Source organism: Neptunomonas sp. ABH4_499, from assembly GCF_056160565.1.
Genome location: NZ_JBSWXK010000002.1, coordinates 148,698 through 164,187, shown reverse-complemented (window position 1 = coordinate 164,187; position 15,490 = coordinate 148,698). Strand labels below are relative to the sequence as shown.

Here is a 15,490-nt window from a genome sequence, read left to right as displayed (position 1 = left end):
GTAAAGACGGCCTGAACACCAACCGAGATGCCCTAAAGCAGCTCGATTATTTTAAGTTATCTAACGCATCTACAACGTACTGAGGCAACGCGAAAGCAGCAACGTGCATTTTGGCGTTGTAGTAACGCGTCTTCATACACGATGCTTTAAAGCGTGCTTCAATCGTCGCTTCATCCTGCTGACGAAGCGCTGTATTATCACTGCCCCATGCCAACGTCATGTTACCGCACACGTAAGTCGGCACTGCTGCACAATAGAAGCTTTGATCAGCAAAGTAAGGGCTTAAGCGACGACGAGTGGTTTCGACCTCTTCAATCTGCATGAAGACCACACCGTTTTGAGCAACAAACACACCGCCTTCATTTAAGCAGTTTTTGCAGCCTTCATAGAAACGCGAGCTAAACAACACTTCGCCTGGACCAACTGGGTCTGTGCAGTCCGAAATAATCACATCGTACTTCTCTTGCGTGTTGCAAACGTACTCGATGCCATCGCCAATCACAATGTTTGCGCGCGGGTCATCAAATGCACCATCTGAGTGTTTTGGCAGATACGTTTTGCACATATCAATAACGGCTTGATCGATCTCGACCTGAGTCACATGCTCCACTTCTGGGTGCTTTAACACTTCGCGAAGAATACCGCCGTCACCACCACCGATGATCAACACACGCTTTGCATCGCCGTGTGCAAACAAAGGCACGTGAGTCAGCATCTCGTGATACACAAACTCGTCACGCTCTGTGGTTTGAACAATGCCATCCAGCGCCATCACCGTACCGAATGCTCGGTTACGGAAGATGATTAAATGCCATGAGTCCGTTTGCTGCTCGAACAGCACTTCATCAACGGTGAAAGATTGGCCGTAGCCGTCGTAAAGCGTTTCAACAAAGTTGGTCATTGCGAATCTGATCTCTTAACGTGACAACAATAAAAATGCCCAGCTAAACCGGGCATTAAGATAATCGGGCTTTTTTAACGCGTTATGGCCTTAATGGCAAGTACCAATCAGATCCAGCGGCGCACATCCTGAGTATATTGCAGAAAAGACTGGCCAAACATCTGCTCTAAAGCGCGCTCTTCAGGCAGGATTTGAAAGCGGTTCATGTATAACACAAACAAAAGGCAACCGACTAAAGACCAGAGATTCGCGAGATAAAACCACCACGCAAACAGCAGGCAAAGCATGCCGAAATACATAGGGTTGCGGGATACCCGATACACCCCTTCGGTGACTAGAACCTTGGTATTATGTGGACGAATGGGATTAGCCGTTGTCTTGTTACGCAGAAAACTGAGCACACCCGATAAACAAAACGTGACCGCCAGCATCATAAAGACCGCCCAAAGGATCACTCTGGCTTCGCGGTCAATGTAAATCCCCGCTGTGCAACTATCGACCATCCACATCAACACTGCGCAACCGGCAAGCACAATGACCGGCGGGACTTTAAGCTCAAGCCACTTCATGACTGACTACACATTCCTTCGACGTTATTTTTATGACGGGACCTTCATCAACTCAAAAAGATTCAGTCCCTCAAACACAAATTCAATAGAGAGCGCCGCTAAAATCATCCCCATTACCCGAATCAGGATGGCCGCGCCGTTGTTCCCTATCACTTTAATCACAAAACCTGCCGCTAACGGAAACACCGCTATATCATGCCCGTTTTCCGTTTGAGATGGATCATCTTCAATCCCATTGCCAAAAATCATTTTAAGGGCAAACAGGAAGAGTATGATCCCGCCCGCAACCTGGAGCAACACCAAACGGATGCCCATTGCACTCAATAATACTTTGCCGATTAAAACCGCTCCGATCAGAATAACACCTGCATAAAGGGTTGCTTTCAGTGCGGTTTTAAAACGCTGCTTTGTGTCCATCCGATGGGTTAGTGCGGCAAAAATCGCAAGAGTTCCCACAGGATCGATGGTTGCCCAAAGAATCAACGCGTCTTTTTTAATCAGTTGCTCGAACTGCATGATGGAATAGGCCCCTAGATAAATGAATCGGCAAGCGATGATTTAGAACAATGAAACGGCCGAAAATTTCCCAAAAAGCGCCATTTTTTCAGTTAGTCATCTCCCTTTTTTAAGACGATCTTCTAAACCGGACAATCAGCGTGAACGATGCAACAACCAGCCACCTACAAAGCCGATGAAACTGCCTAAACAAATATCAACAAAACGGATCGCTACCAACTCAATCGGTGCAAGCGTTGTGGAATTGGCCTCGGCGAAGATCACCGTTAACGGCGTTATGAGCATCACGGCCAACGCGTAGTTGCGCGCCACCAGAAATGTCATGCACGAAATAGGCACTCAATACGGGTTATCCAAACCTAAACGCATACCGAGCGCTAATAAGCCGCTGACACACACGCTAATCGCCGCAGTCACCAACAACATCGGGCGGCCGACGCTGCACTTCACTGGCGGATTTGGCTTTAGCTCCACCAGCTTTTAAGTGGGTTAACAAGCCGGACAGAACACTCACATCAACTCCTTAGTGAACAATCGCACAAACGGTAAAAACATCTTCATAGTACTTGGTTTTGAGATGGGGACTTATTGATTTACACCGCGCCTTATCAAATTTGTGCATAAAACCCTTTTAATTTCGCACCAAAAAAGTGCATGTCATTCGTTTTTCTCATACAGACTTGCACTTAAGTACTGATAAAAAGAGACAAGCACTATCAACAAACCTATGCAAATTATTGTTTTAAAGTAAGTTAACAAGGTTTGCCAAAATTTGATAACCCATGAGTGCTTTCTTTTTTAAAAATGGATGACATCCCGTTTTATAAAACAAGGTACTTTCGTCATGACACGTTTTTCCTCTGGCACACCGTATCGCCACACCGTTGGAGAAAAGACATTCACCTTTAGCGGTTTAAAAGAGTTGATGGCCAAAGCGACACCGGCCCGCTCTGGGGACTACCTTTCTGGCGTTGCAGCCGCCAGTGCTGAAGAGCGCGCCATCGCACAGATGACTCTGGCCGATGTACCGCTAAAGCGATTTTTAGAAGAGTTGCTGATCCCCTATGAAGAAGACGAGATCACTCGACTCATCATTGATGATCACGATGCAACAGCATTTGCCCCGATTGCCCACTTAACCGTCGGCGGCTTTCGTGATTGGTTATTAAGCGACCTGGCCTCCCCTGCGATGCTTGAGTCCATCCGTTCTGGGGTGACGCCCGAGATGGCCGCTGCGGTCAGTAAAATCATGCGTAACCAAGATCTGATCTTAGTGGCCAAAAAATGTGAAGTGAAAACCGCGTTTCGAAACACCATCGGTTTACCCGGTCACCTCTCCACACGCTTGCAACCGAATCATCCGACCGATGACCTAACGGGCATTGCGGCCAGCATCTTGGACGGCCTCTTGTATGCCAATGGCGATGCCGTCATCGGGATCAACCCTGCCACAGATAACGTGTCTCAAGCGTGTCGTTTGATCAAAATGATGGATGAGGTGATCCAAAAATATGAGATACCGACTCAGTCCTGCGTACTCAGCCACGTCACCAACACCATCGAAGCGATCGAAAAAGGCGCCCCAGTGGATTTGGTGTTTCAATCCATTGGCGGGACACAAGCCACCAACGACAGCTTTGGCTTTAACCTAGACACACTCGCGACCGCACAAGAGGCAGCCCTTTCGTTGAATCGTGGCACCGTTGGGCAAAACGTCATGTATTTTGAAACAGGCCAAGGCAGCTCGCTATCCGCCAACGCCCACCATGATGTCGACCAACAAACCTGCGAAGCCCGCGCCTACGCCGTTGCCCGAAAATTCAGCCCGCTGCTGGTCAACACCGTGGTGGGGTTTATTGGGCCGGAGTACCTATACGATGGCAAACAGATTATCCGCGCCGGGTTAGAGGATCACTTCTGCGCGAAGTTACTCGGCCTGCCCATGGGGTGCGATGTTTGTTACACCAACCACGCCGATGCCGATCAAAACGATATGGACAACCTACTGACCTTACTGGGTACGGCTGGTTGCACCTTTGTGATGGGCATTCCAGGTTCGGATGACATCATGCTCAACTACCAAACCACCTCGTTTCACGATGCCCTCTACGCACGGAAGGTACTGGGTTTAAAACCGTCCCCGGAATTTGATGCATGGCTTAAGAAAGTCAGCATCTTCCAAGATGAGCAGTTCACGCTTAACCATCAAATCCCGGATTCGTTTCGTAAATCCCTGTCTCGTTTGATTGGAGGTCACTGATGAGTCGTACGATCTTCCCAACCCACCCCATTGACGAACCGGTCATTGAAAACCCTTGGGATCGCCTGCGTGCCTTTACCGATGCCCGCATTGGCTTAGGCCGCGCCGGAATCAGCGTACCGACCAAACACCTTTTGGAGTTTCAACTGGCCCACGCGAAAGCTCAAGATGCGGTGCACACCCCGCTTAATACCCACGAGTTGATCGATCAATTAACCCAGCAAGCCTGGTGCCCAAAAGGGAAACCATTTGCCCTTCACAGCCAAGCTGAAAACCGTGCCGAGTATCTACAACGCCCGGATTTTGGTCGAAAGCTTAACGAGGCATCGGTAGAAACACTGAAAACCTTTGAGCAGAGCCATGAAGCCGAATTTGATGTGGCTTTCGCGATTGTCGATGGCCTATCCGCCTTTGCCATTGAAGAGAACATCACGCCGTTTCTGAGCGAGTTGATCCCATCTTTACAGGACAGTGACCATCCGTGGTCGATTGCGCCACTGACCGTTGTAGAGCAGGGCCGTGTGGCGATTGGTGATCACATTGGTCAGCTTTTAAACGCCCGCTGCGTCGTTGTTCTAGTGGGCGAGCGTCCGGGGCTGAGCTCCCCTGACAGCATGGGTTTGTACCTGACTTGGAATCCTAAAGTGGGATGCACCGATGCGTATCGCAACTGCATCTCCAACATTCGCTTAGCGGGGCTGAACTATAAAGATGCGTGCCGTAAAGCCCTCTATTTAATGAACGAGGCGCGCGTTAAAAAACTCTCTGGGGTCCTTCTGAAAGATCGTACCGACGACGATGTGCTGGACCACGATAACCCACAACAACACAACAAAAACTTTCTAATCTCAGAATCATAATCGAAGGAAGGTAAGGCTATGTCTGATGTGATAGATCAGGAATACCTGGCAAAACGCCAGCTTAAACGAGGAACCGCCGGCTGGATCTTATTGGCAGGTTTGGGTGTATCTTACGTTATCTCTGGTGATTTTGCCGGGTGGAATTTTGGTATCGCCGAAGCGGGCTGGGGTGGCTTCTTGGTCGCGGCCGTCCTAATGGGCTTAATGTATTTAACCCTGGTGCTGTCGCTGGCTGAAATGTCCGCTGCAATCCCTGCTGCCGGCGGTGGCTACAGCTTTGCTCGCCAAGCCATGGGGCCTACCGGTGGTTATCTAACGGGCCTTGCCGTCTTAATCGAATACGCGTTAGCTCCCGCTGCCATTGTGATTTTCATAGGCTCGGCGGTGGAAGAGCTGCTGGGCTTTAATGGGCCCATTGTTTACGCCATCTTTTACCTTGTCTTTATCGGCATTCACCTTGCGGGTGTAGGTGAAGCGCTCAAAGTGATGATGGTCATCAGCGGCTTGGCCGTCATTGCCATTCTAGGGACGGGCGTTGCGCTAATTGGTGATTTCGACACAGCTAACCTGTTCGATATCCCGGTCAGCGATGCTGCAGGCGCTACTGAGTTTATGCCTTTTGGCTGGTACGGTGTTTGGGCGGCCCTTCCATTTGCGATGTGGTTATTCTTGGCTGTTGAAGGCGTCCCTTTGGCTGCAGAAGAAGCGAAAAACCCAGCGCAAGATGTGCCTAAAGGCATCATTGGCGCGATGATTTTCCTACTGTTCACCGCTGTCTTGGTGGTCTTCTTACTGGCCGGTGCCGCCGGTGCCAATGCGATGGGCCAAAGTGCCGTTCCTTTGGTGGATGCGCTAAATGTTGCGGGTAACCCAACACTGGCGACCGCCGTAAACGTATTGGCGCTGGCTGGCTTGATCGCTTCTTTCTTCTCGATCATTTACGGTTACAGCCGATTGGTATTCGCACTGTCTCGCGCAGGTTACCTGCCAAAGGGCTTATCCGTTACCAACGAGCGTAAAGTACCTGCACGTGCGCTGATCATCCCTGGTATCTTAGGCTTCCTAGCGTCACTCACGGGTGAAGGCGACTTAATGCTGGGTATGGCCGTGGTCGGTGCAACCGTATCTTACGCGTTGATGTCCTTAAGTCATATTCTGCTTCGCGTTAAAAACCCAGACATGCCACGCCCTTACAAAACACCAGGTGGTGTTGTAACGTCGGGTATTGCTTTGGTGTTGTCGCTGGTTGCACTTACCGGTGTGTACGCTTTCGACCCACGCGCCTTCTTCTACACCGTTATCTTGTTTGTGATTGGTGCGGCTTACTTCTTCTTGCACAGCAAGAACACTCTGGTTGCCAAAACACCAGAAGAAGAGTTCAACATGCTGGCGCAAGCTGAAGCGGATTTGTCAGCGACCTAAACGAATACCCTATTCTAAACTCCGTCAAAAAAGCCCTCTTATGAGGGCTTTTCATCGTTTAGGGATTTACACAAACAGGTTATTCCCCAAGTGCACGAAAGTGCGGCAAGGCTTTAACGCGCTCTATCCATGCACTGATGGCTGGGTAATCGGCCAGATCAAACCCACCCTCATGCGCTACGTGGGTATAAGCAAATAAGGAGATATCGGCGGTTGTGGGTTGATCCCCCACCAGGAAGTCCGTTTTATCCAACTGCTGCTCCATCACATCCAAGGCTTTATAACCACCGGCTTTTTTCGACTCGTATTCAGTTTTACGATCCTCAGGCAGGCCTAGATACTTTTCGATAAAGCGCGCGACTGCAATGTAGGGCTCATGGCTGTACTGTTCAAAAAACTGCCACTGCTGCACCTTGGCGTAGGTGAAAGGGTCTTTTGGTAAAAGAGAGCTGCCTTTGGCCAAGTAGTTAATGATCGCATTGGACTCGGCTAAGCAGCGGCCATCATCAAGTTCTAAGGCCGGAATTTTACCGTTGGGGTTCTTTTTCAGAAACGCCTCTGTATGGCTCTCGCCTTCTAGGATATTGACATCCACCCACTCGTAAGGGGTTTGTAATAGGGCCAGTACCAATTGGATTTTATAGCAGTTACCCGATTGGGCATCACCGTAGACTTTCATACCACTCCTTAATATCAAAGCCGACCTGTTGTGCAATGTGGGCTATCGTTGCCCAACCAGCACATTGGCAATTTTAGGGAAATACAGATGTAAGCGCCCGTTGAACACTTGCGCTATCCAAATCGTAATCCAAGGTGCCATCCACCAAAAAAGGGCATACGGCGCATTTGGAAACGCTTTTGAGAACACAATCCACAATATCAGAATCAAAGGGCCATGACATAGAAAGGTGAAAAAGCTGTGTCTGGAATGACGAGCAAGCCAATCCCCCGCTTTGGTCATCACCAGCAGAGAGATGGCAGGCCAAATCAAAATCGGTGCTACCAATCTAAACCACTCTCGGTTTTCGATCTGGAACAGTACGATCAGCGCCGCAGAGCCCAAAAATAGAAGCAGCGCAGGTACCGCCCAGCGATCCAACGCTTTTAGATTCCAATTCAATACAGCCGCTAAACCACCCAAGTAAAAGCTGATCAGCATGGAGTTTCGCAGTACCAGTCGCCCATCGAGGTTATAAGCGTAAATGGCGATGATCAGTGCAAAGCCGAGCCAAGGCGACCTGCGAAGAAACCAGCCCATAATCGGGGCAAGCATGCAGATCACCCATAAATCGCGTAAAAAATTCAATGGGTAATTGATGGGTAAGCCATCAAGCCCTGTAATCGCATCCACCCAGTTGCGCGCATCAAATGGGTGCAGGGTCACCGAGAAACTGTGCCCTAACAATCCAAATTTCTGCACTAAAAAGACGGCCACGGCGAGCGGCACGTTCCAGAGGATTAACGGTAATAGCAAAGCCTTGGACTTTTTACGCACGAGCTTATTAAAGGCAAGGTCCAACTGGGAGCGAAACAAAAGAAAACCGGAGATAACGGTTAACATTGGCACGGTGGCGCGAAACACACCATGAGAGAAAAACGCCTTGATAAACCCCATCAGGGTATGATCGGTATCGCTTAGGGCGACATAGGGCGGCAAGTGCAAAATCACAATGCCGATCACCATGAGGTAGCGAGTGACGGCAATGCGTTTAGAAATGTCAGAATCCATGACGACTCAATCCTTGAGTGCCTTACAAAAGCTGACATCCTGTCGATGATCACCCGATCACCGACCAGCTGACTCTCATCGTACCGTGGCTGTGGCCTGAATGCATCCCTTATAAACGGGATGTCGGTTTTGCCGGATTGGCCAGTGCTTCCCCATTTGTAAGGCGCAGCAAATTATCCCTGATTTGCTGCGCTATCACCTTAGGCGAGGCCGCTGACGCCATGTGCGGAGTTACGATGATACCGGGCGTACACCAAAACGGATGATTTTCGTTTAGAGGCTCTTTATCAAAGACATCCAACAGCGCCCCACGCAAAGACCCTTGTTGCAGCGCATGGATCAGATCGGCCTCCACCAAGTGACCGCCCCGCCCGGCATTAATCAGTGCTGCACCTTGTGGCAATGACTCGAATAAAGCCTGGTTCAAGATCCCTTCTGTTTGCGGTGTCAGTGGCAAAAGGTTTACCAGCAGATCGCACTGGGAGGTAACGGTATAAATTTGATCGTAACCTTGGTACGTTGTAACGCCTTCGATGAGTTTTGAAGAGCGATTCCAACCAAGCACTGGGTATCCCATTTTGGCGAGCTGTTCGACTACATAACTTCCCATTTCGCCCAGCCCCAAAACGCCAATGGTAAGGCTGGCGGCTGGCGTTTGTGGGTATAGATGCCACGTTTGTTCATGCTGGTGGGCTGCGGCCCGATCAAAATCGCGCTGGTAGGTCAACACACCCCAAAGCACATACTCAAACATGCCGTGTTTCTGCGCAGGGTCAACAATGCGAGCAATGGGTAGGCCTGAATCTAAAAGACTCCCCAAGTGATCGGTACCCGCTGATATCGCCTGTAACCCTTTAATCGATGGATAACGCGTTAAAAGATCCTGATCCGGAAACCAACACGCGGCCATCATCGCGTGCTCGGCGTTGGGGCTATCGTAATGACAGTAATCGATCTCGGGCATTTGATCGAACTCGACCGATAAGCGCGCTATCAGATCTGCATCATCAATCGCCAATAAAACGGTTGGCCGCATGTTTAACCCTTATAATCGGTGGTTAAACGATCCAATTTACGCACCCACGCATCCCACACGGTATGTCGCTCGTGCTCGACGCTTTTGAATTGATCACACACGTGAGCCGCCAATGCATTGGGGATGGTTTTAATGGGCGTCAGTGCCCCCATTTGCGCGCATGCTAACTGGATTTCACACGCTTTGTTTAAGTAATACATCACCTGAAACGCATCGGGGATACTCACCCCTACACTCAGCAATCCATGATGGCGCAAGATCAAGGCGATGTTGTCCGAAAGCGAAGTTTGAATGCGGCTACGCTCCTCCAAATTAAATGCGACCCCTTCGTATTCGTGATAACCAAGACGCCCGTGAAACTCCGTCGAGATCTGATTCAGGTTTAAGAGCCCTTCTTCACACGCCGCCACCGACATACCCGCTAAGGTGTGCGTATGCATCACGCAGTGCGCATCCTCGCGCGCCATATGAACCGCACTGTGGATGGTGAACCCCGCTAGGTTATAGTCACTTGAGCCTTCTAACACCTTGCCGTTCATATCCACAATGATCAGGTCGCTTGCGCGGATCTCATCGAACATTAAACCAAACGGATTGATCAAAAAGCGCGGTTCACCACGCCCCGGTAAACGCACCGAAAAGTGGGTGTAGATGGTATCTTCCCACTCCAGCATCGCAGCCAATCGGTAGGCCGCTGCGAGCTGCTCGCGCAGTTCGGCTTCACTGGCTAAATGCTTATTATTCTGTGTCATACACCGACCTCCGCTTCTTTACCCATGAAGACACGCATGCGGGTATACGCCTCTTGCTGATGAGTGGTATCTAAGATTTCATTAGGCGGCGCATCGACCTGCACAACCCCATGCTCCATCATGATCACTCGGTCCGATACACTGAGCGCAAACTCCATTTCGTGGGTGACGATGATCAGCGTCATGCCCTCTTTAGCAAGGTCTTGAATCACCTTGAGCACCTCGCCCACCATCTCTGGGTCTAGCGCGGAGGTTGGCTCATCAAACAAGATAATGTCGGGCGATAACGCCAAAGTACGGGCAATCGCAACCCGCTGCTGCTGACCACCCGAGAGTTGATGCGGGTATTTATCGGCATGGGCCAATAAACCCACTCGGTCCAGCAAGTAGTACGCGCGGGCTTTGTTGTCCGCATCGCTCTCGATCTGCTTATGAACCTTGGGCGCCAGCAAAATGTTCTCAAGCACGGTCATGTGCGGGAACAGATTAAAACTTTGAAACACCATACCAATGCGCTGCATACCTTGTTTTACCGCATCACTGCCCTGTGGCTCACCTGCTTTGAGGTAATCCTGACCAAAGAGCACGATTTCGCCCTGATCAATCGATTCGAGCTGATTGATGGTACGGATCAAGGTGGTTTTACCCGAACCTGATGGGCCAATAATGCTGATCACCTCACCCTCTTTCACGCCCAAGTTAATCCCCTTAAGCACATGATGATCACCGTAGGATTTTTCGATGCCACGAAGCGCCAAGGCATTTGGCATCCCCGCGCACTGCTCGCTGATGCGTTTGGGCAAGGCTTTAGCGCGTGCTCGCAAACTTCCGGTATCGTCATCAGATAGGGTTTGCGGTTTACGCGAGGGGACATCCATCTTTTTCTCGACCCATTGCAGCACCGAGCCAAACACGGTGACGATCAACACGTAGTAAACCGCGACCGCCAACAGCGTTTCGAGCACCAAAAAGTTTTGCGCGTACAAACGCTGCCCGGTTTGCAGAAGCTCCGGGAGGGAAATCGCCGAAACCAGCGAGCTTAATTTAATGATGGTGACGTATTCGTTGATCAGGGTGGGCATCGAGATACGAATGGCCTGAGGGATCACAATCAAGCGTTGGATATTAAAATACCCAAGATTGAGTGCATGACCTGCCTCTTTCTGCCCTTTCGCTACCGAGAGCAATCCACCACGGTGGATCTCCGCCATGTAGGCCGCTTCCGTCACCACCATGCTGACTAACCCCGCAATAAAGGGGACGCCTAAGAAGCCACCGGTTGCAGGGAATAACTGCGGCAAGTTGTAAACAAACACCAACACCACCAGCAAAGGTACGCTTCGAAAAAACCAAACGTACACTTTGGCCGGCAGGTTGAGCCACTGATACGGCGACATCTTGGCCGAAGCCACAACAAAGCCTAGAACCAGACCGATCCCCCAAGAAAGCGTGCTTAACACGACCACCGTGACACACGCTTTCCAAAAGGCGCTCATGGTGAACAACGAGAAAAAATATTCCCAATCTAAACTCATAGTGGCTCCTTAACCTTAACGTATATGAATCAGTCGATGACCGGTGTCAGTTCGTACTTATCGATTAAGGCTTGGTAAGAGCCATCGGCTTTGATCTGAGCCATGGCCGTTTCTAAGCTCTCTTTTAACGCGGTGTTGCCCTTTTTCACGTAGATGCCCAGTGTTTGTGGGTAGACCAAATCAGGGGAGCTGATCTCGATACGGCCTTTGGTGCGTTCGGCAAACATTTTTGCGGCACCAGCAATTTCAAGCTGTGCTTCTACGTTACGCGACATCAAGGCTTGGGAGACTTCCGGCGCGGATGGGAACTCCTGAACGGTGATCAACTCTTTGCCTTCGGCTTTACAGTAACTTTCGGACAGTTCATTCAGTGCTTTGACCCAAGTTGTACCCTGCTGCAAACCGACCTTCATGCCACATAAGTCCTGTTCGGTTTTGGGCTGCTTTTCACTGCCCTTTAGCACCATGATCATTGCGCCCGTACGTGCGTACGGGATTGCATCGGCTTTTTCGAGACGCTCTGGGATGATGTACATACCGGAGATCACCGCATCAAATTTATTGGCACCCAACCCAAGAATAAGGCTGGTGAATTTCGTATCGTTGAACTTAGGTTCAGCCGAGAGTTTTGCCGCCAATAACGAGGACAACTCTGGGTCAAAGCCAACCACTTTATCCCCTTCGTAGGATTCGAACGGCGGGTAGCTGACTTCCATGCCCACACTTAATGTCCCTTGATTGATCAAGCCTTCAGCGGCGTTGGCCATCTGAGTGCCAAAGGCGGTTAACGTTACTAAGCCTGCGGTGATTACGTGTTTTTTCATCTTCATGGAAAGCTCCTTTAACGGGTTCTTAATCGTCCACTGGTGTCATTGTTGATGCGATTTGAGGTGACCAAAGGTGTTGGTGGCGGTTACCCGACTGGGCAGCTCCACCTCGCCTTTGGCGACTTTCTCTCGCAGATACCGATAGGTCTGTAATGCTTGGCTGTACATATGCTCGCCGATGCTTAACTCCTGGTAGTGGGAGTCCGGTTGTTCGAAATCCGGCAAAGGTCGAATCAATGTGTGGTAGTCGCAGGCAAAAAAGAGAGGAAACGAGTAACGCTCTTGACTGACCTTTCTAACCCTGTGCGAGGTAGCAATAAATCGGCCAGCTGTGAGCACTTCCAACATATCCCCTATGTTGATGACAAACGCTTCTTCGTCGTTGTCTTTTATGGGTGGGGCATCAATCCATTGCCCCGCTTCATTCATAACCTCAAGTCCTGGCTCATCGGCCAGTAACAGAGTGAAGCATTCATAGTCCGTATGCGCGCCAATGCCGGGGCGATCCTCAGCGTTAGCGTCATAGGGGTAATGAATCAGTCGCAGTTTCGATGGTGGGCATGTCACCATCGACTCAAAATAGGTCTCGGGTAAATCGAGTGCTCTTGCAAACCCAGCAAACAAGGTACGGCCCAATTGGAAAACCGCTTCGTAATACGCCAACACATCCGCTTTAAAACCGTGCAGGTCGGGCCACTCGTTCGCACCAATTAAGGGCGTTTTAGTCAGCACTAACGGGTGATCATCAGGCGCTTGAAACCCGACATCAAACGCTTCTTTTTTATCGGGTTTTCCGCTGCCGTAGATCTCTTCCCCTTCGGGAACAAACCCTTTATGACTTTTGGATGCACCAATGTAGAAATCCATCTTACGCTCAAGTGGCAGTGCAAAGAAAGCTTTAGCGGCGGCGCGCACTCCCTGAATCAACTTAGGATCCACCCCATGGCCTTTCACATACAAGAAACCAACCTCTTGGGCCGCCTTGCCCATTTGATCCGCCACTGCTTGGCGTTTCGCGACGTCGTCGCTGAATAAACCCGAGATATCAACCACCGGGATCTGCGTAAAGGCTGCTCGTGCTTGCTCGCTCATGATGCTGTCCTGTCGTGTTTATCGTTTATGCCTGCGTTGTGTTTTTTGCCGCTAAACCTGTTTTAAAGGCGTTAAAGTGGTTTCGGGATTCTTTTGCCATCCAAGCGTTAACCTCATGCAGGTCTGCCATGGGCATTTGCGTAAAAGGCTGATGGGTTAAGTAGCCATCCACCCCAAACTCGGTTGTCATCGTGGTGATGGCACGCCCCTTTGAAGCATGTCGCGCCCAAATGGAGGCCCACACGCTTTGAAAATACTCCTTCCACGGGGTCACTTCGGGTGCGGCTGGATGGATGACTTGTGGGGTTTGATCGGTACCGATGCGCGCTTGGATATGATCAACCCGATCCAGAAACGGGGTTAGATCATCATGGGGTTGATTTAATAAACGCTCGCACACCAACACCCAGTGACTGATATCCGCGGTAAAACGAAGCTCAGGGAGATGCTCGATCAACTCAAGCGTCAGCCAAGGGCTGTACAGACTGGTAGCCCGATGGGTTTCAAAACAGCAGGCAACGCCTTTTTGATCCGCTATGGTGAGTAGCTTTTCAAAGAAGCGGCACTGGTCCGCCATTGGCCACCGATCATTCCCGGCCAACACATTGATGCGCTCGTAGGGTAGCTCTTGGGCATCATCTAAGCGCCGCTCAAAGCGCTCGATATGATCCTTGATCGATTCGGACTGATTAGGCACAACGCCAGAACCGGTAAAGAGTATGCCGATGTAGTTAAGATCGCTCTCTAATAAGGTTTTGGATAAGCGTTCTCGATCTAAAGTGGTTTCTGGGATACGACCTTCAACCCCTTGAAAACCATTATCTTTTAACGATTCAACCAAGTCCGATAACGGCTCGTTCATGCCCCATAGGGTTCGGTACAGTGCCAGCTCCATCGTGCGAGACCTCCCTAGTCGTGATACGCCACACCCGGTAACACGCAGAGCATTTCGTACAGCAAATTCGCGGCTAACTGGGAGGTATTACCGCTGACATCGTACGGTGGTGATACCTCAACTAAATCGCAGCCGACGAGGTTTAGTCCCTTACACCCACGGACAATTTCAAGCGCTTGAATCGAGGTTAAGCCTCCGACTTCCGGCGTGCCAGTCCCCGGTGCCCATGCAGGGTCAATGCCGTCGATATCAAACGACAGATACACAGGGCGATCGCCTATCGCGGCGCGTATCTCTTCCATTAACGGTGCAAGGGATTGGTGCCAGCACTGCTCGGCCGTTTTCAGTGTGAAGCCTTGTTCCGTGCCCCATTTAAAATCTTGGGCTGAATAACCTTGAGCACGCTGGCCAATCTGGAAAACGTGATCGCAATCGAGCAGCCCTTCCTCCACCGCACGGCGAAAGGTGGTGCCGTGGGCTATTTTCTCGCCAAACATGGTGTCGTTGGTGTCGGTGTGGGCATCCACATGCACCAAGGCCACAGGGCCGTGCTTTTTGGTCAGCGCCCGAAGAATCGGCAAAGTGAGCGTGTGATCCCCACCCAGGGTCAGTGGGATAACAGGGTATTGGTTAAGCTCGGTGTAATAGCCTTCGATGATATCGACCGACTTTAGCAAGCTGTAGGTGTTGATCGGCACATCGCCAATGTCGGCCACCATCAAGGACTCAAACGGCGCGGCACCGGTGGCCATATTATAGGGACGGATCATAACGGACTCGGCCCGAATCTGACGCGGCCCGTAACGAGTACCGGCGCGCTGCGAGGTGCCAACATCCAGCGGGATACCGATAAAAGCGGCATCCAACCCATCCGCCGTTTCAGCAAAGGGTAAGCGCATCATGGTGGCCCGCCCACCGAATCGAGGCATATCGTTACCGCTTTGTGGTTGGTTCAGCTCTTTCGACATAAACGTGATTCCTTATGGCAGTGCGCGGTGTTTTGCGCAACGGTGATATCTCCATCCTAGAATCGGGGTTATTGACCAATAAATAGGAAATCCGAAATAATCAGTTCAGTAATTACTGAAGTAAAAAT

16 protein-coding genes are annotated in these 15,490 nt (G+C 50.5%); 3 read left to right on the top strand and 13 right to left on the bottom strand.

Features of this window, described 5'->3' with window-relative positions:
* Window positions 1–46 precede the first annotated feature (46 nt).
* The 4 genes from speE to ACXAF9_RS02530 all read right to left on the bottom strand — a co-directional run bounded on the left by speE (window position 47) and on the right by ACXAF9_RS02530 (window position 2,310).
* The gene (speE, locus tag ACXAF9_RS02545; RefSeq protein ID WP_475069954.1) at window positions 47–901 is read right to left on the bottom strand and encodes a polyamine aminopropyltransferase; all 855 of its coding nucleotides are present in this window, start codon (window positions 899–901) and stop codon (window positions 47–49) included.
* A 107-nt stretch (window positions 902–1,008) separates the two neighbouring features.
* Window positions 1,009–1,470: a methyltransferase family protein gene (locus tag ACXAF9_RS02540; RefSeq protein WP_475069951.1), complete on the bottom strand. Its 462-nt coding sequence runs from the start codon at window positions 1,468–1,470 to the stop codon at window positions 1,009–1,011.
* 30 nt (window positions 1,471–1,500) lie between these two features.
* On the bottom strand, window positions 1,501–1,986 hold the full coding sequence (locus ACXAF9_RS02535; RefSeq protein ID WP_475069948.1) for a MarC family protein: 486 nt from the start codon (window positions 1,984–1,986) through the stop codon (window positions 1,501–1,503).
* Window positions 1,987–2,121: 135 nt separating this feature from the next.
* Window positions 2,122–2,310, bottom strand: coding sequence for an FUSC family protein (locus ACXAF9_RS02530; protein WP_475069946.1), 189 nt, complete (start codon window positions 2,308–2,310; stop codon window positions 2,122–2,124).
* A 520-nt stretch (window positions 2,311–2,830) separates the two neighbouring features.
* Between ACXAF9_RS02530 and ACXAF9_RS02525 the strand changes: the two genes are divergently transcribed.
* Genes ACXAF9_RS02525 through eat form a run of 3 tightly spaced genes read left to right on the top strand, consistent with a single transcriptional unit; the run spans window position 2,831 to window position 6,528 of the window.
* Window positions 2,831–4,246 carry an ethanolamine ammonia-lyase subunit EutB gene (locus tag ACXAF9_RS02525; protein WP_475069942.1) on the top strand — a complete coding sequence of 472 codons (1,416 nt, stop codon included), beginning with the start codon at window positions 2,831–2,833 and terminating at the stop codon, window positions 4,244–4,246.
* A complete protein-coding gene (eutC, locus tag ACXAF9_RS02520; RefSeq protein ID WP_475069939.1) occupies window positions 4,246–5,106 on the top strand; it encodes an ethanolamine ammonia-lyase subunit EutC in 861 nt (286 codons plus the stop codon). Before ACXAF9_RS02525 ends, eutC begins: the two co-directional genes overlap by 1 nt.
* An 18-nt stretch (window positions 5,107–5,124) precedes the next feature.
* A complete protein-coding gene (gene eat, locus ACXAF9_RS02515) occupies window positions 5,125–6,528 on the top strand; it encodes an ethanolamine permease (RefSeq protein ID WP_475069938.1) in 1,404 nt (467 codons plus the stop codon).
* 79 nt (window positions 6,529–6,607) lie between these two features.
* Here eat and ACXAF9_RS02510 read toward each other — a convergent pair whose 3' ends face one another.
* The 9 genes from ACXAF9_RS02510 to speB all read right to left on the bottom strand — a co-directional run bounded on the left by ACXAF9_RS02510 (window position 6,608) and on the right by speB (window position 15,362).
* A complete protein-coding gene (locus ACXAF9_RS02510) occupies window positions 6,608–7,207 on the bottom strand; it encodes a glutathione S-transferase family protein (protein ID WP_475069936.1) in 600 nt (199 codons plus the stop codon).
* A gap of 42 nt (window positions 7,208–7,249) precedes the next feature.
* Window positions 7,250–8,257 (bottom strand): acyltransferase family protein, encoded by a 1,008-nt coding sequence (locus ACXAF9_RS02505; RefSeq protein WP_475069935.1) that lies wholly within the window; start codon window positions 8,255–8,257, stop codon window positions 7,250–7,252.
* Window positions 8,258–8,366: 109 nt separating this feature from the next.
* Complete coding sequence (locus tag ACXAF9_RS02500; protein ID WP_475069932.1) at window positions 8,367–9,293, bottom strand: 2-hydroxyacid dehydrogenase; 927 nt, start codon at window positions 9,291–9,293, stop codon at window positions 8,367–8,369.
* Between the two features lie 2 nt (window positions 9,294–9,295).
* Window positions 9,296–10,045 (bottom strand): class II aldolase/adducin family protein, encoded by a 750-nt coding sequence (locus tag ACXAF9_RS02495; protein ID WP_475069930.1) that lies wholly within the window; start codon window positions 10,043–10,045, stop codon window positions 9,296–9,298.
* Window positions 10,042–11,580, bottom strand: coding sequence for an amino acid ABC transporter permease/ATP-binding protein (locus ACXAF9_RS02490; protein WP_475069928.1), 1,539 nt, complete (start codon window positions 11,578–11,580; stop codon window positions 10,042–10,044). Before ACXAF9_RS02490 ends, ACXAF9_RS02495 begins: the two co-directional genes overlap by 4 nt.
* Window positions 11,581–11,609: 29 nt before the next feature.
* Window positions 11,610–12,410: an ABC transporter substrate-binding protein gene (locus ACXAF9_RS02485; RefSeq protein ID WP_475069925.1), complete on the bottom strand. Its 801-nt coding sequence runs from the start codon at window positions 12,408–12,410 to the stop codon at window positions 11,610–11,612.
* A 39-nt stretch (window positions 12,411–12,449) separates the two neighbouring features.
* A complete protein-coding gene (locus ACXAF9_RS02480; protein ID WP_475069923.1) occupies window positions 12,450–13,499 on the bottom strand; it encodes an isopenicillin N synthase family dioxygenase in 1,050 nt (349 codons plus the stop codon).
* A 25-nt stretch (window positions 13,500–13,524) separates the two neighbouring features.
* Window positions 13,525–14,394, bottom strand: coding sequence for a sugar phosphate isomerase/epimerase family protein (locus tag ACXAF9_RS02475; RefSeq protein WP_475069921.1), 870 nt, complete (start codon window positions 14,392–14,394; stop codon window positions 13,525–13,527).
* Between the two features lie 14 nt (window positions 14,395–14,408).
* Window positions 14,409–15,362: an agmatinase gene (gene speB, locus ACXAF9_RS02470; protein ID WP_475069918.1), complete on the bottom strand. Its 954-nt coding sequence runs from the start codon at window positions 15,360–15,362 to the stop codon at window positions 14,409–14,411.
* Window positions 15,363–15,490: the final 128 nt, after the last annotated feature.